This window comes from Pseudonocardia wallangbongensis (assembly GCF_054486945.1).
Map to the genome: position 1 here is coordinate 1 of NZ_JBRERS010000026.1, position 23461 is coordinate 23461.

General features: G+C 70.0%; 22 protein-coding genes, 1 tRNA gene and 1 pseudogene. 8 read left to right on the top strand and 16 right to left on the bottom strand.

The annotated features are described in order from the left end of the window. Positions 1–148, top strand: a 148-nt coding sequence (locus ACU436_RS41565) for a transposase (RefSeq protein ID WP_459025725.1), incomplete at its 5' end; no start/stop codon positions are given. A 229-nt stretch (positions 149–377) separates the two neighbouring features. On the opposite strand, the gene ACU436_RS41570 is transcribed toward ACU436_RS41565, so the two are convergent. From ACU436_RS41570 to ACU436_RS41580, 3 genes and pseudogenes are all read right to left on the bottom strand, one after another. Next, positions 378–1028, bottom strand: coding sequence for a GPR1/FUN34/YaaH family transporter (locus ACU436_RS41570; RefSeq protein ID WP_459032691.1), 651 nt, complete (start codon positions 1026–1028; stop codon positions 378–380). A 48-nt stretch (positions 1029–1076) separates the two neighbouring features. Beyond that, entirely contained in the window at positions 1077–1229 is a 153-nt protein-coding gene (locus tag ACU436_RS41575; protein WP_459032728.1) for a hypothetical protein, read from the bottom strand. Positions 1230–2402: 1173 nt separating this feature from the next. Continuing rightward, positions 2403–3383: pseudogene (locus tag ACU436_RS41580) on the bottom strand (neprosin family prolyl endopeptidase); the annotation flags it as partial. A gap of 871 nt (positions 3384–4254) precedes the next feature. On the opposite strand from ACU436_RS41580, the gene ACU436_RS41585 reads away from it, so the two are divergent. From ACU436_RS41585 to ACU436_RS41595, 3 genes are all read left to right on the top strand, one after another. After that, positions 4255–4710, top strand: a complete 456-nt coding sequence (locus ACU436_RS41585; RefSeq protein ID WP_459032692.1) for a hypothetical protein — start codon at positions 4255–4257, stop codon at positions 4708–4710. Positions 4711–5049: 339 nt separating this feature from the next. Continuing rightward, complete coding sequence (locus tag ACU436_RS41590) at positions 5050–5958, top strand: DNA-processing protein DprA (RefSeq protein ID WP_459032693.1); 909 nt, start codon at positions 5050–5052, stop codon at positions 5956–5958. Then, positions 5949–6746, top strand: coding sequence for a hypothetical protein (locus tag ACU436_RS41595; RefSeq protein WP_459032694.1), 798 nt, complete (start codon positions 5949–5951; stop codon positions 6744–6746). The genes ACU436_RS41590 and ACU436_RS41595 overlap by 10 nt, the downstream gene beginning before the upstream one ends. A gap of 476 nt (positions 6747–7222) precedes the next feature. Here ACU436_RS41595 and ACU436_RS41600 read toward each other — a convergent pair. The 13 genes from ACU436_RS41600 to ACU436_RS41660 all read right to left on the bottom strand — a co-directional run bounded on the left by ACU436_RS41600 (position 7223) and on the right by ACU436_RS41660 (position 18081). Further along, positions 7223–7296, bottom strand: a tRNA-Pro gene (locus ACU436_RS41600). Between the two features lie 242 nt (positions 7297–7538). Further along, positions 7539–8681 carry a sensor histidine kinase gene (locus ACU436_RS41605; RefSeq protein WP_459032695.1) on the bottom strand — a complete coding sequence of 381 codons (1143 nt, stop codon included), beginning with the start codon at positions 8679–8681 and terminating at the stop codon, positions 7539–7541. Positions 8682–8692: 11 nt separating this feature from the next. Beyond that, on the bottom strand, positions 8693–9334 hold the full coding sequence (locus ACU436_RS41610) for a response regulator (RefSeq protein WP_459032696.1): 642 nt from the start codon (positions 9332–9334) through the stop codon (positions 8693–8695). A gap of 27 nt (positions 9335–9361) precedes the next feature. After that, the gene (gene der, locus ACU436_RS41615; protein WP_459032724.1) at positions 9362–10768 is read right to left on the bottom strand and encodes a ribosome biogenesis GTPase Der; all 1407 of its coding nucleotides are present in this window, start codon (positions 10766–10768) and stop codon (positions 9362–9364) included. A gap of 23 nt (positions 10769–10791) precedes the next feature. Then, entirely contained in the window at positions 10792–11451 is a 660-nt protein-coding gene (locus tag ACU436_RS41620) for a lysophospholipid acyltransferase family protein (RefSeq protein ID WP_459032697.1), read from the bottom strand. Continuing rightward, on the bottom strand, positions 11448–12152 hold the full coding sequence (gene cmk / locus ACU436_RS41625; RefSeq protein WP_459032698.1) for a (d)CMP kinase: 705 nt from the start codon (positions 12150–12152) through the stop codon (positions 11448–11450). Before cmk ends, ACU436_RS41620 begins: the two co-directional genes overlap by 4 nt. A 101-nt stretch (positions 12153–12253) precedes the next feature. Next, a complete protein-coding gene (gene aroH, locus ACU436_RS41630; protein WP_459032699.1) occupies positions 12254–12616 on the bottom strand; it encodes a chorismate mutase in 363 nt (120 codons plus the stop codon). Then, entirely contained in the window at positions 12616–13392 is a 777-nt protein-coding gene (locus ACU436_RS41635; protein ID WP_459032700.1) for a pseudouridine synthase, read from the bottom strand. The genes aroH and ACU436_RS41635 overlap by 1 nt, the downstream gene beginning before the upstream one ends. 45 nt (positions 13393–13437) lie before the next feature. Continuing rightward, positions 13438–14094, bottom strand: a complete 657-nt coding sequence (scpB, locus tag ACU436_RS41640; protein WP_459032701.1) for an SMC-Scp complex subunit ScpB — start codon at positions 14092–14094, stop codon at positions 13438–13440. Then, the gene (locus ACU436_RS41645) at positions 14087–14902 is read right to left on the bottom strand and encodes a segregation and condensation protein A (RefSeq protein WP_459032703.1); all 816 of its coding nucleotides are present in this window, start codon (positions 14900–14902) and stop codon (positions 14087–14089) included. Before ACU436_RS41645 ends, scpB begins: the two co-directional genes overlap by 8 nt. Continuing rightward, entirely contained in the window at positions 14899–15828 is a 930-nt protein-coding gene (locus tag ACU436_RS41650) for a ParA family protein (RefSeq protein ID WP_459032704.1), read from the bottom strand. Before ACU436_RS41650 ends, ACU436_RS41645 begins: the two co-directional genes overlap by 4 nt. Positions 15829–16041: 213 nt before the next feature. After that, positions 16042–16956 (bottom strand): site-specific tyrosine recombinase XerD, encoded by a 915-nt coding sequence (locus ACU436_RS41655; RefSeq protein WP_459032705.1) that lies wholly within the window; start codon positions 16954–16956, stop codon positions 16042–16044. Positions 16957–17085: 129 nt separating this feature from the next. Continuing rightward, positions 17086–18081 (bottom strand): LLM class F420-dependent oxidoreductase, encoded by a 996-nt coding sequence (locus ACU436_RS41660; RefSeq protein ID WP_459032725.1) that lies wholly within the window; start codon positions 18079–18081, stop codon positions 17086–17088. A 149-nt stretch (positions 18082–18230) separates the two neighbouring features. On the opposite strand from ACU436_RS41660, the gene ACU436_RS41665 reads away from it, so the two are divergent. Genes ACU436_RS41665 through ACU436_RS41680 form a run of 4 tightly spaced genes read left to right on the top strand, consistent with a single transcriptional unit; the run spans position 18231 to position 23331 of the window. Beyond that, entirely contained in the window at positions 18231–19568 is a 1338-nt protein-coding gene (locus ACU436_RS41665) for a purine-cytosine permease family protein (protein ID WP_459032706.1), read from the top strand. Next, the gene (locus ACU436_RS41670; protein ID WP_459032707.1) at positions 19569–21140 is read left to right on the top strand and encodes a hydantoinase/oxoprolinase N-terminal domain-containing protein; all 1572 of its coding nucleotides are present in this window, start codon (positions 19569–19571) and stop codon (positions 21138–21140) included. Then, the gene (locus ACU436_RS41675) at positions 21137–22231 is read left to right on the top strand and encodes a DUF917 domain-containing protein (protein WP_459032708.1); all 1095 of its coding nucleotides are present in this window, start codon (positions 21137–21139) and stop codon (positions 22229–22231) included. The genes ACU436_RS41670 and ACU436_RS41675 overlap by 4 nt, the downstream gene beginning before the upstream one ends. Further along, positions 22228–23331 (top strand): DUF917 domain-containing protein, encoded by a 1104-nt coding sequence (locus tag ACU436_RS41680; protein WP_459032709.1) that lies wholly within the window; start codon positions 22228–22230, stop codon positions 23329–23331. Before ACU436_RS41675 ends, ACU436_RS41680 begins: the two co-directional genes overlap by 4 nt. The last annotated feature ends 130 nt before the right edge of the window (positions 23332–23461 follow it).

The following is a 23461-nucleotide window of genomic DNA, read 5'->3' on the forward strand; positions in this document are numbered from 1 at the left end:
ATCCAACGGGCTAATCGAAAGCACGAACACCAAGATCCGGCTCCTGACCCGGGTCGCGTTTGGCTTCGCTCGGCCCGAAGCACTCATCGCACTAGCCATGCTCGCCCTCGGCGGCCTCTGCCCACCCCTGCCCGGACGCGCAACGTGATCCACACATCGGACAGGAGAGCCCATTAGTGACCTTGTGGGGTGAGGCGATCCAGGATGCCCTGGGCGGTCGGCGGGATCTCGGGGTCGAGGGTCGCGTTCAACAAGGCCTGTGCCAGTCCGGCGATGACCGGGTCGCTGGGCTTAATCATCGACACCCACCACCCGAGAATTCGCCGCGAATACACGTCGGTGACCCGGTGGTCGTGCTTTAAGAGTCGCTCTGCGGATCAGCGGACAGCCCCGTCCAACGTAACAGCTAGCACTTGTGCAGCCCGTTCAGAATCACGGACCTGGCCGTCTGCGTTGATGAGCCGGGGACCCAATGGCAACACGAACGACGCTGGCCCAACAGTGGCAACACAAATATAAATGGCAACTGCCGTCAAGGCGTACATCACCGCACCGGCAGCGATAAACAACGAGGCCAAGCTTGCAACTGAGCCGACGAGAAGCAGCACTAATGCGGCGCCAAAGAGGACAAGTAGCAGGACATACATGAAAGGTTGGCCAGTGTTGATGAGAGTTAGGACCGCAGCCACGGCGAGCCAGCTTGCCAGGAACAGCACCAGAGCACGGGAGGTATCCTCAGCCGAAACTCCGTACCAGTCGTTCGCCAAACCAAGCACCACGGCAATGTAACTCAGCCAGAACCCAGCAAACGCACCAAAGATGCTCGAAGTTGCAGCCAGGCCTTGCTGGGCCGCTAACCGGGCTGCGATGATGCCGCCAACAACAGCCACGCCGAGTATTGGGATAAGGGCACCGACCGGCGCGTAGCCAGAAGCCGCAAGCCCGAACGCAAGCGACCCTGCAGCAACCATCGGCATGCCGATCGCCTGGGCATTCAGCTGTGTCAGACTCGGCGGGGCTGTTCCCATTGCTTTCTGCCTCTCAGTTGACCAACACCCGAGTGGTGTCGGCATGGATCAGGAATCCTCTTCGTCCTCCTGCTCCACGACGTCGTCTTCCGCATCGCTGTCCTCATCCTCTGGAGGCTCCGGTTCGCTCTCGGCAGATTGCGGCTCATCCTCAGCAGCCTCTTTTTCGTCCTCCTCGGCAGGCTGCGACGGCTCATCCAAAACACGCTGCGGCGGCTCGGGTACAGGTACGCACTCGTTCGTGATCTGATCTGGTACTTGCCCTGCCGGACACACTGCCGTCGGCTTAGGCGGAGCGGTTACTGGCGCGTTCTGCTGAGGCTGCTGTCCGCCCGGTGCCACCCCGTTCGGCTCGCCCGGCACTGGTGTCTCGGTGACGCCAGATGGAGGTGTCGTGAGGCCAGGGATCGAGACATCTGTTGTCGTCGCAACTGACGGTGGCGTCGTGATTGGAGACGAGGATGTCGTGTTAGGTGCAAGCTGACTCTGCTGGTCAGGACAGTCCGCGGCTGCCGGGTCTGGACATACGGGCGGTGGCGGTGTCAGCGTAGTACTTGGATCAACGACAATGGGCGTTTGGGGGTCTATTTCGTCGTCGCAGCGAGATGCCTGATGATCGGCATGTATCGCAGCCTCTTCGCAGTCCGGCTGATTCGAACCTCGTTTGGGGTCGTCGTCCACGTTCGGATCGTTAACGCACGGGTTAGATGCATCTTCATCGGCGGCCACATGCGTGTCACAACGCGACTGACCGGTACCCGGCTGAGGATGCCACCGGGGGTCCAACGGATTATCTAGGCACCCCTGCCGCTCTTGACCGCTAGCGAGCTCGTCGCCTGTGCCCTCACAGGGATTCGGGTTCGGGCAACCTTGCGGGGCGTCGGACTCTTCCTGGTAGCTGAGGGCGCGGCCGAGGTAGTCACATCCACGAGGCGTCTGACTGTCCCTGCAACTGCTGTGCTCCCAGCCGATACGGCCGCGCTCCGGCTCTTGCAAGCAACGTTTAATCGCTCGGCATGCACCGTTCCATCGTTCCTCCTCTGCGTCACACCGAATGTGACGGTCAGAACACTCGTCATGTCCCCAGCTGGCAATTCGAACGTCATCGCCCAGCGACTCGCACGGATCATCGTCACGGCAGTCGGGATGCCCCGAGTCTTCGTCACACCGGTCCCGGTCGCGATGCTCGTGATTTCGAGGGCTCGTAGTGCTACAGTCGAACCGGCGTGACTCGCCATCGCAGGTCGTAGACCGGGTCTGCCTGGCCTGTGTTCCCAGGATTTGCTTGTCGGCTCGTGCCTTTGTCAACAAGGGATTGAAACCGCCTTGCGAGGGACGGTCTACAGACGTTGTGCACTTACCCGGCCCACCATAGTCAAACGAGTCTCCATCGAGCGGCTCGTCTACACCAGACTTGCCTGTGAACTTGTCCGAACCGTAGAACTCTTTATCAGTGACGTGCATATAGCGCTTGGCGTTCGAGTCGCCACCCTTGGTCGACATGTTGCTGAACCTCGCGGCACCAGCTCCCTGCTTCCCGTTCCCCATCGAGGTGCAACTGGTCTCCTGGCTGCTTGGAGCTAGAGTCGTTCTGCAGTTGTCCTTCCACTGAACCTCTCCCCACCAAGCAGCTCTCTTTGGGTGAAATCCATTCGGCTCCCACGTTGCGTCAGGGTAATATCCGATCTGAACGCCATCCACGAAGACCTGCCACTGTCCCCCATCCTTGGGTGAGTGGCCAATACGCACGTCGAGTGACTCCCGGCCAGTAATTTTAGATTGATCATGAATATTCAGAGGATGGCCAAGCATGCGGACATTTATGGCCTTTAATGGCTGCGGGAGGTTGGGCCAGACAGCATCAGGGTACGGATGCCAATCAGCCGACGGGTATATCTCATTCGGATCGATCTGCGCGCCTACGACGCGCCCAATTTGAAGGTAGAGCTCGTTGGGTCTGTCAGGATGTGCGATCCAGGCAACTTCGATTGCGTTAGTATGCTCGGTGGTTAACTCTTGTAGAGTAAGCTGACCGCTCGTCTGCCTCGTGCACACATCCATTGCGGGAGGCGGTTTGGGCAATGTTACAGTGCCTGAAACACCAGTGTAGTCTGCTATGCTACATTCCGTGACCATGACATAAAAGATGCGGTCGTGGTTCTCGCCCGCTTCGCACTCCTCCGCTCTCCCGGTTGACTGGGTCGTCTCCTGCGCCGCAGAAGGGCCGGATGCTGCATTGATCGAACTCGGGGAGACCGCTCCGTCCGCTAGCGCTCCGATAACAGCGAGCGCCGAGCTGCCGACTCCGACTGTCGCCGCAGCCAGTGTGGCAACCATGATCTGCTTGAGATTCATGTCAGCGTCTCCCAGGTGCGACTGGGTTTGCGAACGAAGGATCGCTAGCCCCCCGTGTGCGTGCCAAGTACTCGCGACCGTGGCGGCACCGTTACCGCATGTGGCGCCCCTTCGCACGCTTAGGCTGGTTGCACCAGTAGTCAGGCTGTTTCAATCGGCCAAGTGGTGGTTCCGCTGCCACCGGCAGCCACCACCGGAGCTAGTCAAGACCATTCGCGGCATGGGTACCCGAGCCGCAGGGCGGCCGGGCCTCGGCAGGACCGCCTCCTCCTCAAGGGCTTGAGCGTCATCGTGATCCTCTGGCCCTGGGAACCGAGTCTTCAGCGAGCGCGGCGACCCTTCGCCGAGACAACGACGATGCGGCGTGGAGGCCGAGCATGACGCCGCAGCGACAGCCGAGCACCGCTCGTCCTGGTGGTGCAGCTTCACGAGCGCGCCTCGATGTTCGGCGCCCATCCCGGGCCGGCCCAGCGCCAGAGCTGCCTGCACTGGCGTTCTGGCCGCTGGAGACTCGCGTGTCCAGTTGACGTGCCGTTGGACTGTAACCCACCGGACCTCGGACGCGAACTGGACATCACGCGGCCCCGGTCACCGAGGGGCGATAGGGGGAAAGACGGCATCGGATGGCGCACGGTTCGGGCTGGAACCCACAGCCACAATGGGGCTGGCATTCGGCACCGCAAGGAACACGGCTGACCGCAGCCACGCCGCGGAACGTGGTTCGCGCAGCCGGCGCTGTACTCCCCCAAGGTTCGGCCCGACCACATAAGCCGTACCAGCATCAGCTTGCGGCCGAGGGGATCGAGTACGCCAGCAGCGCCCTCCGGGGTTCGGGCGATGGATTGAGACAATACGGACGCCGGAGACGAGGTTGAAACGCAAGGTCATCGCCCCTGATGACGACCCTCGATTCGCCTGTTCGCCCGACGACTATCCCCAGGGACCCGAGGTCTACTGGGAGCACTTTGACGAGGCCATGACCCGATTCCATCGGGAGCAGCGCCGCATAGCGATAGGGCTGACCGATGAGCAAATGCGGGAGCGAGAGGCCTATTACCGGCTGAGGCCACGCGTCGACAAGGCGTCAAAGGCGATGGCCGACGCCGCCGGTGTCGACCACCGGACATTCTCCCTGTGGCTGGTCCGTGTCAAGGGCTTCCCGTGGCGGAGGGACTGCACGATGGACGACCTGCGGCGGCTTTACGTCTACCTGGTTGATGCGCGCAATGTCGAGGAAGCGCGCGGGGTACCAACGGCCCCGCCGGGGCGTGGCTCCGGAGCGCGGTACTGGGCTGACCTGGGCTACCCGCCCCCCTCTGGCAGCTGACCGTCCCTCTCTTCGACGTCTGGCCCGTTCATGTGGGATGCAATGACGACGAAGACTGCGTGTCAGCTCTCCGCGAGCACCACTCGTCCGGCAGCCGCGGGGCGATCGGCGTGGTCGGCGACGGCGTGCGCTCGGTGGCGCTGGGCAAGCTGTTACGACGCGGCGGCCTCGAAGGCGTGAGATCCCTTACGAGTTGTAACCGGTGATGAAAGTACGGCGTTGGGGTAGGAGTATGCCAGGTCATACGGCATACTCGAACACATGTTCGCATACTCGCGAGGGATGCGGGAGGTGGCAGAGCCGGTGCTTCAGCCTGGAGATGGTTCTAGGCTGCCCGACGTGGTCTGGGATGACGCGGAGCGGGCAGCACTCGTCGCACTCCTGCGCGCCCGCCCGAAGGACCTGAAGTGGCCGGAGATCGTCGCCGCCGTGGACGAGCGGGAAAGTGCGCTCGATCTCTGGAACGAGCTGTTCCCGCCCAACCTGTTCGACGACGAAGCGCCGCAGCTGGCCGAGGCGCGGCGTGACATCGCAGCCTGGCAAGAAGCCGGGCTCGGGTTCCTGACCTTCCTCGACGACGACTACCCGGCGCAGCTACGCGCCGTGCACGACCTGCCCCCAGTGCTGTTCCATCGCGGCACCCTCGTCCCGGGCGACATCGCCGTCTCGATGGTCGGTTCCCGCAACGCATCAGCGCAAGGACTGTCGATCGCCCGGTCGGTAGCGGCCGGGCTGGTCGACCGGGACATCTCAGTCGTGTCGGGCCTGGCCAAGGGCATCGACACCGCCGCGCACACCGCCACCTTGGAAGCCGGGGGCCGGGCAGTCGCGGTTATCGGCACTGGCATCACCCGCTACTACCCGGCGGAGAACCGGCACCTGCAGGACCAGGTGGCGTCAGAGGGTCTGCTGCTGTCGCAGTTTTGGCCGGACGCGCCGCCCGGCAAGCACACCTTCCCCATGCGCAACTCCGTCATGTCTGGCTACAGCCGAGCGACGATCGTCGTCGAGGCGGGCGAGCACAGCGGAGCGCGGATCCAAGCCCGTCGAGCGGTCGCACACGGGCGGCCGGTGATCCTCACCGACCTCGTCGTGACGGTCAACAACTGGGCGAAAGCGATGCTCGGCCAGCCAGGCGTGCACGTCGCCGAGAGCACCACAGACGTGATGGAGCTGGTCGAGTCAATCACCGCTGATCCACGGCGGATCGACGCGCTGTTCGTACCGGCGGCCGCTGGGTGGGGCTGATCCCGGAGGAGACCCGGCTCCAGGTGCAGGCGAGACTACGGACCGAGGTCGGCGGCTTCTTCACGAACACCGGTCGCGGGCCGGGCCGGTGCGCGGTGTGCACTGGCCCGGCGCCGAACGGGCTGTGCTCGCGGTGCGAGAGCCACCGGGACCGCTACGGCTACCAGCTCGCCGATCAGACGGTCCTGCTCGCTTACGCGAAGGCGGGCCATCAGTCTGGTCACCACATGTACCGGTACAAGAACCGGATCAACCCATCGGAAGAGGTCCGACGTGACCTCAAGCTGATGGTCCTCGGCGGGACCTACCTGCACGGCGAATGCATCGCGCGGGCGTTCGGCTGGTGGGAGGCGATCACCTTCGTTTCCTCCGAGAGTCGCCCCGGCGTGGTGCACCCGGTGGTCGAGCTGGCCAAGCAGGTCGCCTGGGACAACCTGAACGCCACGAAGATCCTGCTCGACATCGGCCCAGACATCGCCGCGGAACCGAACCGATTCCCGCTGCCCGACCGCTTCATCGTGGACGAGAAGTGGCGGTCGCACGTGCAGGGCCGCCATGTACTGGTCGTCGACGACACGTGGGTATCCGGGAACAAGGGGCAGTCGGCAGCTCTGACACTCAAGGCAGCCGGGGCGCGAGCGGTCACCCTGCTATGCCTGGCCCGCTGGCTGAGCGCGAGCTACAGCACCGAGCACGAACAGTTGATCAAGACCACCTCGACGCCGTACGACGCGCTGCTCTGCCCGGTCACGGGTGGACAGTGCCTGCCGCCGATGACCGTTTCCTGAGGTCACCACAGATCAGGCGCCACCCCCGTCCGGGCGGACGATCCGGGCAACCAACAACACCCCCCGGTCCTCGAGCTCGAGCTAGCCACCACGGGTCTTGATCCGATTGGCTGAGTCGCCCCGCACTTGACGCGCCCACAAACTCATCAAGCTCGCGCGGCCAGAACCGGACAGGGAGAGCATCCACGAGGTCCTGGGATCAGCCTCACGGAGGGCACCAGGAAATCGACCCAGTGGCCCACAACCCACGAATGCCCAGGTAGCGGCAGCGCAACCGACCCAGATGAGCCGGACCACACCGACAAACGCGCATCCTTCACGAGCGACGAGTCGATCACGCATCAGCAGGCTTCAGAGCGCTTGGCGCGGCAAGCTCGGTGAGCCAATGTGAGACGACCCACCTCGGACACGAATCAGGGCCTTGATCCACTTGCGTGAATCAAGGCCCTGACCTGGGGAAACTCCCCATCTCGCCGTCGGGACGACAGGATTTGAACCTGCGACCCCTTGACCCCCAGTCAAGTGCGCTACCAAGCTGCGCCACGTCCCGGCCACCCCCCGTTGGGGGCGCGATCAGCCTACCGCATGGCCGATCCACCCCGACCGGCCGGTCGTGGCTCCCCCCGACGCGCTTGGCAGCCGCACCTGACCGTCCGCACGCCGATGGCCCGGCGCAGCGGAGGCATCAGTCTCCGCAATGAGAGCGGCGTACGCCACCGTCGTCGGTAGCCCGGCGACGGCGACTTTCGTAGGTACTCGTCAGTAGTTGACCGTTACATCCCGTTCGCCCGTTCAGGGGACCGCGGGTTCCTGCTCACGGACCGGGACTGCGGGTGCCGAGGGCGGGGGGTCGAGCGGGAAAGCCGCTCGTACCGCGAAGCCGCCGTCCGGTCTCCGGCCGGCGGTGAGCTCGCCGCCGGCGGCCGACACCCGCTCGCCGAGGCCGGTCAGCCCGGCCCCGCCGCCGGCGTCCGGGCGGCGCGGTGCGGGGGCGGGTGCGCGGCCGTTGCGCACCTGGACGACCAGCTCGGTGGGGCGCCAGTGCATTTGGACCGACACCTGCGCGCCCGCGGCGTGCCGGGTCGCGTTGGTCAGCGACTCCTGCACCACGCGGTACACCGCGCGGCCGGTGCCGGGTGCGACCTCCACGATGTCGCCGCACTCGTCGAACTCGACGGCGACGCCCGCCGCGCGCGAGCCGGCCACGAGCGCCGAGATCTCGGTGAGGCCCGCGACGTGCTCGCTCCCGTCGAGCAGGCCGAGGGCGGCGCGCATCTCGGCGAGCGCGCGCTTCGCGAGCCCGCGCAGCTGCTCGGCGCCGCGGCGGGTCTCCTCCTCGGCGGTGGAGGCGGCGATCGCGGCGGCGCCCACCGCGATCAGCGTGGCGTGGTGGCCCACGGCGTCGTGGATCTCCCGGCCGATCCGCGCCCGCTCCTGCGCCCGCGCCGCGTCCCTGGACGCGGCGAGCGCCTCCTCGCGGGCACGCTCGAGCTGCCGCAGGCTCTCGGTGAGCCGGGCGCGGGTGCTCACGAGCAGGCCGAGCGCGGCCGGCGCCCCCGCGTAGAGAGCGATGAACGCGATCGTCAGGACGATGCGGCCGACGGGGAGATCCTGGGTGAGCAGCACCGGGACCACGGTCACGGCGACCGTGACCACCAGCCAGGGCACCAACGTCGTCACCCGCCGGCAGCGGCGGCCCAGCGTGTAGAGCGCGACGATCGCCGGCGGCCACCCCAGCCCGCCCGCGAGCGCCCAGAACGAGCCGAGCAGCCCCAGCGGCGGCCAGAGGTGCCGCAGCGGCAGCAGCGCGCACGCCACCAGCGCGGACACCACCGACCACTCGAACGGCGCGACGCCGAGCAGCACCGCGACCGCCGGGAGCACGACAGCGGTCAGCTCGACGAGCACCCGCCGCACCGGCAGTCGGGCCGACAACGGGACCATGGTCACGGCAACCCCCATCCCTGGGCGAGCAGTGCGGCCTGCACGCGGTTCTCCGCGCCGAGCTTGACGAGCAGCGCCGACACGTACTTCTTGACGGTGGCCTCGGCAAGCCCCAAACGCTCCCCGATGTTCGCGTTGGAGTCGCCGCCGGCGAGCCCGCGCAGCACCTGCAGCTCGCGTGGCGTCAGGCCGGCGAGCCGGGACGGGCCCTGCCGCGCCGACCCGGCGGCGAGCCGCGGCAGGAGCCGCGCGGTGATCCGCGGGTCGAGCACGGCACCGCCCGCGGCCAGGTCGAGCACGGCACGCACCAGCGCGTCCGGCTCGGCGTCCTTGAGCAGGAACCCCTGCACGCCCAGCCGCAGCGCCTCCGCGACGTAGTCGTCGAGGTCGAACGTGGTGAGCACGGCCGCGGGCGGTGCGTCGGAGCGGGCGCACAGCACGCGCAGCGCCTCCAGCCCGCCGACGCCGGGCATCTGCACGTCGACCAGCACGACGTCCGGCCGGTGCGCGTCCACCGCCGCGAGCATCGCGGCGCCGTCCTCGGCCTGCCCGACCACCTCGACCGCGCCGCCGGCCTCCAGCACCGTACGCAGACCGGTCCGCATGAGGGGCTCGTCGTCGGCGAGCACGACCCGGACCGTCACCCGAGGAGGGTAACGCCCGAGGGCCGATCAGCCCCTTTTGTTGCGCTTCTCCCGCACCCGAACGGAGATGCGCACCGGCGAACCGGTGAACCCGAACTCCTCGCGCAGCCGCCGCTCGATGAAGCGCCGGTACCCGGCCTCGAGGAACCCGCTGGTGAACAGGACGAAGGTCGGTGGCCGGGTCTGGGCCTGGGTGGCGAACAGCACCCGCGGCTGCTTCCCGCCGCGCACGGGCGGCGGGGTGGCGGCGATGACGTCCGACAGCCAGCCGTTGAGCCGGCCGGTCGGGATCCGCTGGTCCCAGGACGCGAGGGCGGTGCGCAGCGCAGGCGCCACCTTCGCGACGGACCGGCCGGTGAGTGCCGAGACGTTGATGCGCTCCGCCCACCGCACGCGGCCGAGATCCCGCTCCAGCTCGCGCTTCATCGCGAGGCGGCGGTCCTCGTCGACGAGGTCCCACTTGTTGAACACCAGCACGAGCGCCCGGCCGGCCTCCTCGACCATGCCGATCACGCGCTGGTCCTGCTCGGCGATCGGCTCGCTCGCGTCGATCAGCACGACGGCCACCTCGGCGGCCTCGATCGCGGCGCGCGTGCGGAGGCTGGCGTAGTACTCCATGCCGCTCGCGGTCTGGACGCGCTTGCGCAGGCCCGCCGTGTCGACGAACCGCCAGACCTCGCCGTCCAACTCGACGAGCGAGTCGACCGGATCGACCGTGGTGCCCGCGACATCGTGCACGACGGAGCGCAGCTCACCGGACACGCGGTTGAGCAGGCTCGACTTGCCAACGTTCGGCTTGCCGACGAGCGCGACGCGCCGCGGACCCGAACCCCCCGCCCCGAAGTCGTCACGCGGGGTCTCCGGCAGCGCCTCGATGATCGCGTCGAGCAGGTCGCCCGAGCCGCGCCCGTGCAGGCCGCTCACCGTCCGCGGCTCCCCCAGCCCGAGGCGCCACAGCGCGGCCGTGTCGGCCACGAGCCGGTCGTCGTCCACCTTCGTGGCCGCGAGCAGGACCGGGCGGTCCGAGCGGCGCAGCACCCGCGCCACGGCCTCGTCGGTGGCGGTGGCGCCGACGCTCGCGTCGACGACGAGCAGCACCACGTCCGCGGTCTTGATCGCGAGGTCCGCCTGGGCGGCGACGGCGGCCTGCAGGCCGGTGGCGTCGGGCTCCCAGCCGCCGGTGTCGACGAGGGTGAACCGGCGCCCGTTCCACAGCGCGTCGTAGGCGACGCGGTCGCGCGTGACGCCCGGGATGTCCTGCACGACCGCCTCGCGGCGGCCCAGCAGCCGGTTGACCAGCGTCGACTTGCCGACGTTCGGCCGGCCGACGACGGCGAGCACCGGCGTTGGTGGCGCCGCCTCGAAGTCCTCGTCCGCCCCCTCCGGGACGTCGGGTGCCCCGAAGTCGTCGGGGTCGAGCCCGAGCGCAGCCATCGCGGCGCGATCGTCGGTTCCGTTCACGTCCTGCCCACTCTGTTCTGTGTCCGTAGTTCGTCGAGTTCTCGGACCATGCCGGCCAGCTCGGCCCGCAAGGTCTCGGTGGCGGCGGTCAGGCCGGCGCGCCCGCCCCCGGCAGGGACGGTCAGCGGCTCCCCCACCACCACGTCGACGCGCGGTCGCCACCGGCGCCGCGACCCGTCGGGTCGCCGGGTGCCCCGCGACACCACGGGCAGCACGGTGGCTCCGCTGGTGCGCGCGAGCCACGCCGCTCCGTGTTGCGCCGCCGCGACGTCGCCGCTGCCGCGCGTGCCTTCCGGGAACACCCCGACGAGACCGCCGCCGCGCAGCACCGCGGTGGCCGCCGTCAACGGCCGCCGGTCGGCCTCGCCGCGGCGCACGGGCAGCTGCCCGATCCGCCGCAGACCCCGGCCGGCGACGCCGGTGTACATCTCCTGCTTCACCCAGAACACCGTGCGGCGCCCGAGTAGTCCGAAGAGCAGCGGTCCGTCGACGTTCGCACTGTGGTTGGCGACGACGACCACCGGTCCGTGCGCCGGGATCCGCTGCTGGTGGTGGACGTGGACCCGGTAGAAGGGCCGGAACAGCCAGGACGCGACCCAGCGCCCGAGGTCGTGCAGCCACGGCCACGCGTCCGGTGGTAGGTCGGAGGACCTCACGTGACCATCCCACGGTCCTCCACCAGCCGCAGGAGCTCGGTCAGCACGTCGTCGACGGACAGGTCGTCGGTGTCGAGCACCAGGGCGTCGGGCGCGGCGTGCAGCGGTGAGGTCTTGCGGGTGGAGTCGAGCCGGTCGCGCCGGCGGACGTCGGCGAGCACCGCGCGGTGGTTCGCGGCCCGGCCGGCCTTGCGGTCCTGCGCCTCCCGGCGCGCGGCCCTGATCTCCTCGGACGCGGTGAGGTAGACCTTCAGCGGCGCGTCGGGGACCACGACGCTGCCGATGTCCCGCCCCTCGACCACGATTCCACCGCGGGCCGCGACCGCCTTCTCGATGAGGGCGCGCTGGCGTTCCACGAGCGCCGTGCGCACCGCAGGCACCGCGGAGACCGCGCTCACCGCGCGGGTGACGGCGCCACCGCGGATCTCGGCCTCGACGTCCTCGCCTGCGAGGAGGATCGCGTGGGTCGCCGGGTCGGTCACCGACTCCAGATCGCTCGCCGCGGCGACCGCGACCTTCTCGGCGTCCGCCTCGGTGCCGTCGAGCCCGGCGCGCAGCACGGCGAGGGTGAGCGCCCGGTACATCGCACCGGTGTCGAGATAGGCGGCGTCACAGGCGTCGGCCAGCCGCCGGGACACGGTCGACTTCCCCGTGCCCGACGGTCCGTCCATCGCCACGACCCCGTGCAGCCGCCCGGTCACCCGCAAGCCCCCTCGTCGTCGGGCCGCGCCGGCCCGTCCTGCCGCGCTGTCGGCGGCCAACGAACCATCATGCCTTGCCGCCCGCCGCGGCCGGCGTCCGGCTACTGGGGCAGGTCGGTGCGGAGGGCGGCGGCGCCGCGCAGGTAGACGTGGCGCAGCTCGGACCGGGTCCGCGGGGTGTCGACGTGGGCGAGCAGCCGGAGCGTGCGGGGCAGCGCCCCCGGCACGGCGATCTCCGACGCGCACATCAGCGGCACGTCGGTGAGGCCGAGCAGCCGGGCGGCATAGGCGGGGAACTCGGCCGTCAGGTCCGGCGTGGCCGTGAAGAGGATGGAGATGACGTCCTCCCCGCCGAGGCCGTTGCGTTCCAGCACCGCGGTGACGAGCTCGGCCGAGCCCTTGAGGATCTCGTCGCGGGTGTCGCCGTCCACCTGGATGGCGCCCCGGACCGCGCGAACCGCCACTACATCCCCACCGAACGGTAGAGCGAACCGACCTCGGGCCGGCTGAGCGGCCGGAACCGCCCGGGACGCTGGTCACCGAGACGCACGTCGCCGATCGCCGTGCGCACGAGCCGCTGCACGGGGTGCCCGACCTCGTCGAGCAGCCTGCGCACGACGTGCTTGCGGCCCTCGTGGATCACCAGTTCCACCAGCGACCGCCCGGGCGTGGAGTCCACCTGCTTGAACGAGTGCACCCGCACCGGGCCGTCCTCCAGCTCCACCCCGTCGCGCAGCCGCCGTCCCAGCTCCCGTGGCACCTGCCCGATGACCTCGGCGAGATAGGTCTTCTCGATCTCGTAGGACGGGTGCATCAGCCGGTGGCCCAGCTCGCCGTCGTTGGTGAGCAGCAGCAGGCCCTCGGTGTCGGCGTCGAGCCGCCCGACGTGGAACAGCCGCGCCCGGGGCGCCCCGGTGAAGTGCTCGTCGACGATGCCGCGCTCGACGACCAGGTCGCCGACGCAAGGGCGGCCCCGGTCGTCGTGCATCGTGGAGAGGATGCCGCGGGGCTTGTTCAACGCGAGGTGCAGGAGGTCGTCCTGCAGGACGATGCGGGAACCGTCGACGTGCACGACGGCGGTCTCCGGGTCGACGCGGCGGCCCATCTCGCGCACGACCTTGCCGTCGACGCTCACGCGGCCGGCCGCGATCAGCTCCTCGGCGCCCCGCCGGGACGCGACGCCGGCCTGGGCCAGCACCTTCTGCAGACGGACACCGTCGGCCCGTGCGCCTGTGGTCATCTCATTCATCGGACTTCTCACGTCTTTTGTCTTCAAGTCTTCGTTTCACAGTTCGTCGATCGCGTCGACGTCGGGCAGCAAGGGGGCGAGCGGGGGCAGCTCGTCGAGGGACGAGAGCCCCAGCCGCTCCAGGAACAGCTCGGTGGTGCGGAACAGCGTGCCCTGCGTGGCCGCGTCGACGCCCGCCTCCTGCACGAGGCCGCGGGTGAGCAGGGTGCGCAGCACGCCGTCGCAGTTGACGCCGCGGACGGCCGACACGCGGGCACGCGTGACCGGCTGCCGATAGGCCACCACGGCGAGGGTCTCGAGGGCCGCGCGGGTGAGCCGGGCCCGCTGGCCGTCGAGCAGGAGACGCTCGACGTAGTGGGCGTAGGCGTCGCGGGTGTAGAACCGCCACCCGCCGCCCGACTGCCGCAGGTCGATGCCCCGGTGCTGTGCCGTGTACGCCGCGGACAGCCGGCGCACCGCCTCCCGCACGCGCGCCACCGGCTGGTCGAGGACCTGCGCGAGCGTCTCCTCGTCGGTGGGGGCATCGACGACGAGTAGCAGCGCCTCCAGCGCGGCATCGAGCGCGGCGTCGTCGGCGAGCTCGTCGGGCGACGGCTCGTCGACGGCCGGCGCGGTATCGAGCTCGCCGGTGTGCGGCGCGTCGGGCACGAGGTCGAGCACCGCGGCGGCGAGATCGGAAGGGGTGTCAGTCATCTGTGGTGGCGGCCTGCTCCGGTTGATCGTGAGCGGACGGGGTCCAGCGTACTGTCAGCTCCCCGAACGGCTCCGGCTGCTGCAGGTCGACGACGGCGCTGCGGAACAGGTCGAGCACCGCGAGGAAGCGGGCGACGACCTCGAGAGGGTTCGCGCAGTCGGTGGTCAGCTCGGCGAAGGTCGCCGAACCCAGCTCGGCCAGCCGCTCCCGCAGGATCGCCGCGTGCTCGGCCACCGACACCGGCACGGCGTGCAGGTGGTCGATCCCGACCGTCGGCGGCGGCTTGGGGCGGAACACCGAGGCGGCGAGCTCGGCGAACGCCTCGGGGTCGATGCCGAGCAGCACCTCGGGCAGCAGCGCCGAGAACCGCTCCTCCAGCGCGACCGAGCGCGGGAACCGGCGCTGTGCCCCCGCCTCCAGCTCGACGAACAGCCCGGCCACCTGCTTGTAGGCGCGGTACTGCAGCAGGCGGGCGAAGAGCAGGTCGCGCGCCTCCAGGAGCGCGAGGTCCTCGGCGTCCTCTACCTCGGCATTCGGCAGCAGCCGAGCCGCCTTCAGATCCAGCAGCGTGGCGGCGATCACGAGGAACTCGGTGGTCTCGTCGAGATCGGCGTCGTCACCGAGGGCGGCGAGGTGGGCGATGAAGTCGTCGGTGACGGTGTGCAGCGCCATCTCGGTGATGTCGAGCTCGTGCTTGCCGATGAGCTGCAGCAACAGGTCGAACGGACCCTCGAAGTTGTGCAGCCGCACCCGGAAGCGCGGGCGCGCCGGACTCAGCGCCGGCGCGTCGTCGTCGACAACCGTCACCGGCCGAGGACCTCACGAGCGAGCAGCCGGTACGACTTCGCCCCGTTCGACGTCGGTGCCCAGGAGGTGATCGGCTCACCGGCCACGGTGGTCTCGGGGAAGCGCACCGTCCGGTTGATGACGGCCTCGAACACGAGCTCGCCGAACGCCTCGATCACGCGCTGGCGCACCTCCTTGGTGTGCAAGGTGCGCGGGTCGAACATCGTGGCGAGGATGCCGAGGATCTTGAGGTCGGGGTTGAGCCGCTGCTGGACCTTGTCGATGGTGTCCATCAGCAGCGCGACCCCGCGCAGCGAGAAGAACTCGCAGGCCAGCGGGATGAGGATGGAGTCGGCGCAGGCCAGCGCGTTGATCGTGAGCAGGCCGAGCGACGGCTGGCAGTCGATGAGGATGACGTCGTAGCGGTCGAGCACGGGCTTGATCGCACGCCCGAGCGCCTGCTCGCGCCCCACCTCGGTGACGAGCTGCACCTCGGCGGCGGACAGGTCGATGTTGCTGGGCAGCAGGTCCATGCCCTCGACGCCGGTGGGCCGGATGATCTCGTCGATCTCCGATCCCCGCTCCATGAGCAAGTTGTAGATCGTGGTCTCGAGCTCGTGCGCCTGCACTCCCAGTCCGACCGACAGCGCTCCCTGCGGGTCGAAGTCGACCAGCAGCACCTTGCGGCCGTACTCGGCGAGGGCCGCGCCGAGGTTTATCGTCGACGTCGTCTTGCCGACGCCGCCCTTCTGGTTCGCCACCGCGATGACCCGCGCCGGGCCGTGTTCGGTCAGCGGAGTCGGTTCCGGAACCATCAAGCGGTGTCTCCCCACGGAGTCGGCGGCGGCATCCAGCCCGCCACCCTCGTCGTCGCCATACGGTTCCTCGCCATACGGTTCCTCGTTCAGCGGCTCCTGGCGGGGGGTGAAGGGCCGCGGCGTGTCCATGCGGTCTCCGTCTCTGGCGGGTGACCCGGGAGGGGCCGATCCGCGCAGCGTAAGAGTCCGGGTGGACGACCGGCAACGCACCCCGCCGCGTGTCGGCCGACCTATCGGCCGGATGTGGCCGACCTGGCCGCAACGTTACCGGCTGGTGACGCAGCGATGGCGGGCACCACCGTCCGTGGGCGTGTCGAGCCTCCCGGTCCGCGAATCGCGGTCTCAGCGCAGGGCGCGCGGGTGGGATGTGGCGTAGACCTCGCGCAGGGTGTCCACCGTGACGTGCGTGTAGACCTGCGTCGTGCTCACCGAGGCGTGCCCGAGCAACTCCTGAACGACCCGGACGTCCGCGCCACCGGCGAGCAGGTGCGTGGCGAAGCAGTGCCGCAGCGTGTGCGGGGAGACCTCGGCCGTGAGACCGGACGCCTCGGCGGCCCCGTGCAGGACGTGCCACGCGCTCTGCCGCGACAACCGGGCCCCGCGCGCGTTCAGCAGCAGCGCCGGGCTCCCCCGACCCCGCGTGGCGAGACCGGGGCGGGCCCGCACCAGGTACGCGTCGACCGCGGCGAGCGCGGGCCGCCCGACGGGCACCACGCGCTGCTTGCCGCCCTTGCCGCGCAGCAGCACCGTGCGCGCGGCGGCGTCGAGGTCGTCGAGGTCGATCCCGGCGGCCTCGGAGATCCGGGCGCCCGTCGAGTACAACACCTCCAGCAGCGCCCGGTCGCGCAGCGCGAGCGGGCCGTCGCCGATGCAGCCGGCCAGCAACTGCTCGACCTGGTCCACCGACAGCGCCCGCGGCAGCTTCGCCGGCAGCGCGGGCGGCGCCACGTCACGGGCGACGTCGACGGGCACGAGGTCGTCACGCAGCGCGAACCGGTGCAGCCCGCGCACCGCGGCGAGCGCCCGGGCCGCCGACGACGCCGCGAGGTTCAACGGCGGGCCGCGCAGCGCCGGGACGAACGCCGCGACGTCCGCCTCCCGGACCCCGGCCAGGTCGCCGACGTCACGGGTGTTCAGGTGGTCGACGTAGCGGGCGAGGTCGGAGCGGTACGCGGCGAGCGTGTTGACGGCGCTCCCCCGCTCCACCGCGAGGTGGTGGAGGAAGGCCTCGACGACGTCGGCCGGCCGCGCTCCCACGCGCTCATCCTCTCCCGCGAGAGACGCCGCGGGGCGGCGACGCGCCCCGGAGGTTCAGGAAAGCCACATTCATGAACCTGCGGGACAGGAATGTGGCTTTCCTGAACTTCGCTGCAACGGGGAGGGCCCTCACCGCAGCGCCGGGATCACCTCCCGCTCGAAGAGCTCGATGGCCGACTGGTCGTACGCCGAGTCGTGGAAGTTGAAGATGCCGTAGGTCAGCCCCAGGTCACGGAACTTCCCGAGGTTCTCCACGATCTGGGCGGGTGTGCCGATCGTGGGGCTGTTCCCGTTGAGGGTCCAGTTCCCGATGGAGGTCTCGGCCTTCTCGGCGCCGACGAACGGCTCCAGGCGGGCCTTGGCGGCGTCGATCCGCTTCTGCACGTCGGCCTCGGTCTCGCCGATGAAGACGTTGAAGTTGGCGGACCGGGTGATGGCGTCGTAGTCGGTGCCGACGGTGTCGCAGTGCCCCTTGAGGAGCTCGGACTTGCGGGTGAAGACGTCGGCCGTGCCGATGAAGTTGGTGTACTGCGCGTACTTCGCCGCGATCTTGAGGGTGACCTGCTCCCCGCCGCCGGCGATCCACAGCGGGATGCCGCCCTCCTGCAGCGGCAGTGGACGGACGATCGCGCCGTCCACCTGGTAGTGCTTGCCGTCGAGGGTCGCCGTGCCCTCGGTCCAGGCCTGCCGCATGATCTGGACGCCCTCGTCGAGCATCCGCAGCCGCTCCCGCGCCACGGGGAAGCCGTAGCCGTAGGCGCGCCATTCGTGCTCGTACCAGCCGGCGCCGATGCCCATCTCGATGCGGCCGCCGGAGACGTGGTCGCAGGTGGCGGCGACCTTCGCGAGGTAGGCGGGGTTGCGGTAGCTCATGCACGTGCACATCTGGCCGAGCCGTACGCGCTCGGTGACGGCGCCGAGGGCCGACATGAGCGTCCAGGCCTCGTGCGTGGACTCGTCGGTGGGGGCGGGCACGGTGTGGAAGTGGTCGTAGACCCAGATCGACTCCCACGGTCCGGCGTCGGCCCGCTGGGCGAGGGATTTCATCGTGGGCCATTGGTCCTTGGCGTCGATCCCGACGAGGTCGAGGCGCCAGCCCTGGGGAACGAAGATTCCGAAGCGCATTCCGGTCACGGACCCTCAGCGTAGACCACTTGTATGACGAGTGCGCCGCAGTGCACTGTGCACAGCCACGCCGCCCCGATCTGGCGCTGTGCCTCGTGACCTGCCTGTGACCAGGCTCTATCGTTCCGCCAACGCCCGAGGAGGTCGCCATGGCAGCACATGTCGGGGTCGACGACTACGCGCTCACCCGCGTCCCGGCCGCAGCGCGCTACTCCTGGTGGACCGTCGCCGTGCAGCGCTTCGGGCAGGTCTCCGCGCTGAGCCAGTTCCTGCTGGGCTCCACGCTCGGGTTCGGGATGGGTTTCTGGGACGCCTTCCTGGCGTTCACGCTCGGGGCGGTGATCCTCGAGCTGGTGTCGATCGGCGTCGGGATCATCGGCAGCCGGGAGGGCCTGCAGACCTCGATGCTCACCCGCTGGACCGGCTTCGGCCAGGGCGGCAGCGCCGTGGTCGGCGTCGCGATCGGGATCTCGCTGATCGGCTGGTTCGGCATCCAGTCCGGCGTCTCGGCCGAGGGTCTCGTGAGCCTGATCGGAGTGCTGCCGCTGTGGGTGTGGTCGCTGCTCTTCGGGCTCGCGGTCACGTTGATCGTGCTGTGGGGCTTCGCCTCGATGAAGTGGGTCGCCTACGTGACGGTGCCCTCGTTCCTCGTGCTGGTCGCGTGGTCGATCGGCAGCGAGCTGCTCGACCGCGACATCGGCGCGCTCGCCACCTCCGCCCCGGCCGGGCCGAGCCTCTCGCTGATCGAGGGCACCACGCTCGTCGCGGGCGGGTTCATCGTCGGTGCCGTGATCACACCGGACATGACGCGGTTCAACCGCAGCGACGCCGACGTGGTGAAGCAGACGGTCCTCGGCTTCACGGTCGGCGAGTACCTGATCGGCATGTCCGGCGTGCTGCTGGCGCACGCCATCCGCTCCGACGACATCATCACGATCGTGACGTCCTCGGTCGGCTGGGTCGGCACGCTCGTGATCATCCTGGGCACGTTGAAGATCAACGACTGGAACCTCTACAGCTCCGGGCTCGGCGTCGTGAACTTCGTCGGCACGGTGTTCGGCAAGCACGTCAACCGCGGGATGGTGACCCTGGTCCTCGGCGTGGTCGGCAGCGTGCTGGCGGCCGGCGGGATCCTCGACAGCTTCATCGGCTTCCTCACCGTGCTCGGCGTCGCGTTCCCGCCGATCGCCGGGATCATGGTGGCCGAGTACTTCGTGGTGCGGACGTGGCGGCCAGAGCTGGAGCGTTCCCGCGCGGCCGGGACGGTGCCCGAGACGGCCCCGACGTGGGTGCCGGCCACGCTCGTCATCTGGCTCGGCGCCGCGCTCATCGGGCACTTCGTCAGCTGGGGGCTGCCCAGCATCAACTCGCTCGTCGCCGCGTTCGTGCTCTACGTCGTGGCCGGCAAGCTCGGCCTGGTCCGCGGCGTCGGGGTCAGTCGCACGGTCGACAGCTTCGACCCCGCCGACCAGAAGGAGAGCGTCTGAATGCGGATCGGGATCGACGTCGGGGGCACCAACACCGATGCGGTGCTCATGGACGGCGACCGGGTGTTCGCCGCGGTCAAGGCGGCCACCACACCCGACGTCACCTCCGGGATCGTCACCGCGCTGGACGGGCTGCAGGCCCAGCACCCGTTCCCGCCGGCCGACGTCCAGGCGGTGATGATCGGCACCACGCACTTCATCAACGCCCTGGTGCAGGCCCGTGACCTGGCCCCGACGGCGGCCCTGCGCCTCGGGCTCCCGGCGACGGCGTCGCTGCCGCCGATGGTGGACTGGCCGGGCCGCCTGGTCGAGGCGATCGCCGGGCGCGCCTACCTCGCCCACGGCGGCCACGAGTTCGACGGTCGCCCGATCTCCCCCCTCGACGAGGACGAGCTGCGCCGCCACGCCGCCGACATGGCCGCGAACGGTGTCCGCTCGGTGGCGATCTCATCGGTGTTCTCGCCGGTCAACACGGAGTTCGAGGTGCGGGCGGCCGAGGTGCTCGCCGAGGTGCTCGGCCCGGACGTCCCGGTGTCGCTGTCGCACGAGATCGGGCGCGTCGGCCTCCTCGAACGCGAGAACGCCACGGTCATCAACGCCGCCCTGCGCGAGCTGGCGGCCGGCATCGTCGACGGGCTGGCCGCATCCGTCGCCGGGCACGGCATCACCGCGCCGCTGTACCTCAGCCAGAACGACGGCACGCTGATGGACGTCGAGTTCGCCCGGCGGTACCCGGTGGCGACGTTCGCGTCCGGCCCGACCAACTCGATGCGCGGTGCGGCGGTGCTGTCCGGGCTCGGCACCTGCGCCGTCGTCGACGTCGGCGGCACCACCACCGACGTGGGGGTGCTCACCGGCGGGTTCCCGCGGGAGGCCACGGTCGAGGTCAGCGTGGCCGGCATCCGCACCAACTTCCGCATGCCCGACGTGCTGTCCGTGGGCCTGGGCGGCGGCAGCCTGGTGCGGGGTACGGGCACGGACACGACCGTCGGGCCCGACTCGGTCGGCTACCGGCTCACGGAGCAGGCGCTGGTGTTCGGCGGCGACGTCCTGACGGCCACTGACGTCGCTGTCGCGGCAGGTCGGGTGGAGATCGGCGACGGCTCCCTGGTCGCCGACCTCGACCGGGCCGGCGTCGCGGCGGCCCTCGAGAGGATCGCCACGGACGTCGCCGACGTCGTGGACCGGATGCGGATCTCCGCGGACCCGCTGCCGGTCGTCGCCGTCGGCGGCGGCTCCGTGCTGCTGCCGGACTCCTTCCCCGGCCTCGGGACGGTGCACCGGCCGGAGCACTTCGCCGTGGCCAACGCGATCGGCGCGGCGATCGCGCAGGTGGGCGGGGAGGTGGACCGGGTGTTCGCGATCGCGCCCGGCCAGCGCGACGCCGCGGTCGACGAGGCCCGCCAGGAGGCCGTCGACCGCGCGGTGGTGGCCGGCGCCGACCCGGCCAGCGTCGAGATCGTCGACTTCGACGAGGTGCCGATCCCCTACCTGCCCGGCAACGCCACCCGCATCCGGTGCAAGGCGGTCGGGGACCTGCGGATCGAGCAGGCCGCGGGGCGGCGGGCATGACCGGGGTGCTCACCGACCGGCTCGCCACGATCGGCGAGGACGACGTCGAGGCGCTCGCCCGCGGCGCCGCGGTGCTCGGCACCGGTGGCGGCGGCGACCCCTACATCGGGCGGCTGCTCGCCACGCAGGCGCTGCGCGAGCACGGGCCCGTCCGGCTCGTCGCGCCCGAGGACGTGCCCGCGGACGCCACCGTCTTCCCGGTCGCGATGATGGGCGCGCCCACCGTCATGGTGGAGAAGACGCCGTCGACGGAGCGGATCGGCGCCACCGTCGCGGCGCTGGCGGAGTACCTCGGCGTCACCCCGACGCACATCGCGTGCATCGAGGCCGGCGGTGTCAACTCGACGTTCCCGCTGGTCGCGGCGGCGCAGCTCGGCCTCCCACTCGTCGACGGCGACGGGATGGGCCGGGCGTTCCCCGAGCTGCAGATGGTGCTGCCGACCCTCTCCGGCATCGCCTGCACGCCGATGTCGATCGCCGACGAGAAGGGCAATGTCGGTGTCCTCACCACGGTGGACAACCACGCGGCCGAGGCGCTCGCCCGCTCCCTGACGATCACGATGGGCTGCGCGGCGATCATCTCCAACTACGTGATGAGCGGCGCCCAGGCCCGCGACGCCCTCGTGCCCGGCACGCTGAGCCTCTGCGCCCGGATCGGCCACCGCCTCGACCGGGTGCGCGCCGAGCACGGCGCCGCCGTGGCCGCCGTGGCCGCCGAGCTGGGCGGGCGGGTGGTGCACACCGGCAAGGTCACCGACGTCGCCCGGCGCACCGTCACCGGCTTCGCCCGCGGCACCGCGATCGTCTCCGGTGCCGCGGGCGATCTCACCCTCGAGTTCCAGAACGAGCACCTGATGGCCGTGCGCGACGGCGTCGTCCAGGTGACCACCCCGGACCTGATCATCGTGCTCGACACCGACACCGGCGAGCCCGTCACCACCGAGGCGCTGCGCTTCGGCCATCGGGTCACGGTGCTGGCGGCGCCCACCGACGAGCGCTGGCACTCCCCCGGCGGGATCGCACTGGTCGGCCCGCGCTACTTCGGCTACGACACCGACCCCGTCCGCTTCGACGCCATGGATATCCCATGACCTGGATGCTGACGCCCGACGACCTGCCCGACCTCGCCCGCGGCGCCGCGCTGCTGGGCACCGGGGGCGGGGGCGACCCGCACATCGGCCGGTTGATGGTCGCGGCCGCGATGTACAAGCACGGCCCGGTCGCCGTGCTCGACCCCGAGGAGCTGGCGGACGACGCGTTCGTGGTTCCCACCGCGATGATGGGCGCGCCCACCGTCATGGTGGAGAAGATCCCCGGCGGCGACGAGGCGGTCCGCGCGCTCCACACCCTGGAGACCCACCTCGGGCGGCAGGCCGACGCCACGATGCCGATCGAGTGCGGCGGGATCAACTCGATGATCCCGCTGGTGGTGGCGGCCACGGCGGGGCTGCCCGTGGTGGACGCCGACGGGATGGGCCGGGCGTTCCCCGAGCTGCAGATGGAGACGTTCGGGGTCTACGGGGTACCCGGCTCGCCGATGGTGGTGTCGGGTGACCACGGCGAGACCGTCACCATCGACACCGGCCCGGACAACGAGCGGATGGAGTGGCTCGCGCGCGGCGCCACGATCCGGATGGGCGGCGCCGCGCTCATCGCCGAGTACGCGATGTCCGGCGCCGACGTCAAGCGCACCGCCATTCCCCGCACCCTGTCCCTGGGACTCGCGGTCGGCCGGGCGCTCCGGGAAGCCCGCGAGCAGCTGCGGGACCCGATCTCGGCGCTCGGCGACGTGCTGGCCCCGACCCTGTACCCGCACCTGCGCGTCCTGTTCGCCGGCAAGGTCGCCGACGTGGAACGCCGCACGGTGGACGGCTTCGCCCGCGGCACCGCCCGCTTCGTCTCCTTCGACGGCGCCTCGACGCTGCGCACCGCGTTCCAGAACGAGACGCTGATCGCCGAGGTCGACGGCGCCGTCCGGTGCATCGTCCCGGACCTGATCTGCGTGCTGGAGGCGGAATCCGGCGAGCCGATCACCACCGAGACGCTGCGGTACGGCCAGCGCGTCGTCGTGGTCGGCATCTCGACCCCGGAGATGATGCGCACACCCGAGGCCCTCGCCGTGTTCGGGCCGGCGTGCTTCGGGCTCACCGAGGAGTTCCGACCCGTGGAGGATGCGGTCCCGGTCGGCTAGCGAGGTGCGTCTCGCACCGATCACGGCAGCCTCGACGCGCTCCTGCTTGTTGACCATGGGCAAAAGGTCGCTCCCAGAGATCAACCAGCGACCATCTGCCCTTGATCAGCGCCCCGGCCCGGTTTCGGCG

Coding starts and splice junctions, on each gene's coding strand:
- ACU436_RS41650 (WP_459032704.1), bottom strand. CDS start 15,828: ATGGACACGCCGCGGCCCTTCACCCCCCGCCAGGAGCCGCTGAACGAG.
- ACU436_RS41675 (WP_459032708.1), top strand. CDS start 21,137: ATGACCGGGGTGCTCACCGACCGGCTCGCCACGATCGGCGAGGACGAC.
- ACU436_RS41660 (WP_459032725.1), bottom strand. CDS start 18,081: ATGCGCTTCGGAATCTTCGTTCCCCAGGGCTGGCGCCTCGACCTCGTC.
- ACU436_RS41665 (WP_459032706.1), top strand. CDS start 18,231: ATGGCAGCACATGTCGGGGTCGACGACTACGCGCTCACCCGCGTCCCG.
- scpB (WP_459032701.1), bottom strand. CDS start 14,094: ATGACTGACACCCCTTCCGATCTCGCCGCCGCGGTGCTCGACCTCGTG.
- ACU436_RS41635 (WP_459032700.1), bottom strand. CDS start 13,392: ATGACCACAGGCGCACGGGCCGACGGTGTCCGTCTGCAGAAGGTGCTG.
- der (WP_459032724.1), bottom strand. CDS start 10,768: ATGGCTGCGCTCGGGCTCGACCCCGACGACTTCGGGGCACCCGACGTC.
- ACU436_RS41670 (WP_459032707.1), top strand. CDS start 19,569: ATGCGGATCGGGATCGACGTCGGGGGCACCAACACCGATGCGGTGCTC.
- ACU436_RS41570 (WP_459032691.1), bottom strand. CDS start 1,028: ATGGGAACAGCCCCGCCGAGTCTGACACAGCTGAATGCCCAGGCGATC.
- ACU436_RS41680 (WP_459032709.1), top strand. CDS start 22,228: ATGACCTGGATGCTGACGCCCGACGACCTGCCCGACCTCGCCCGCGGC.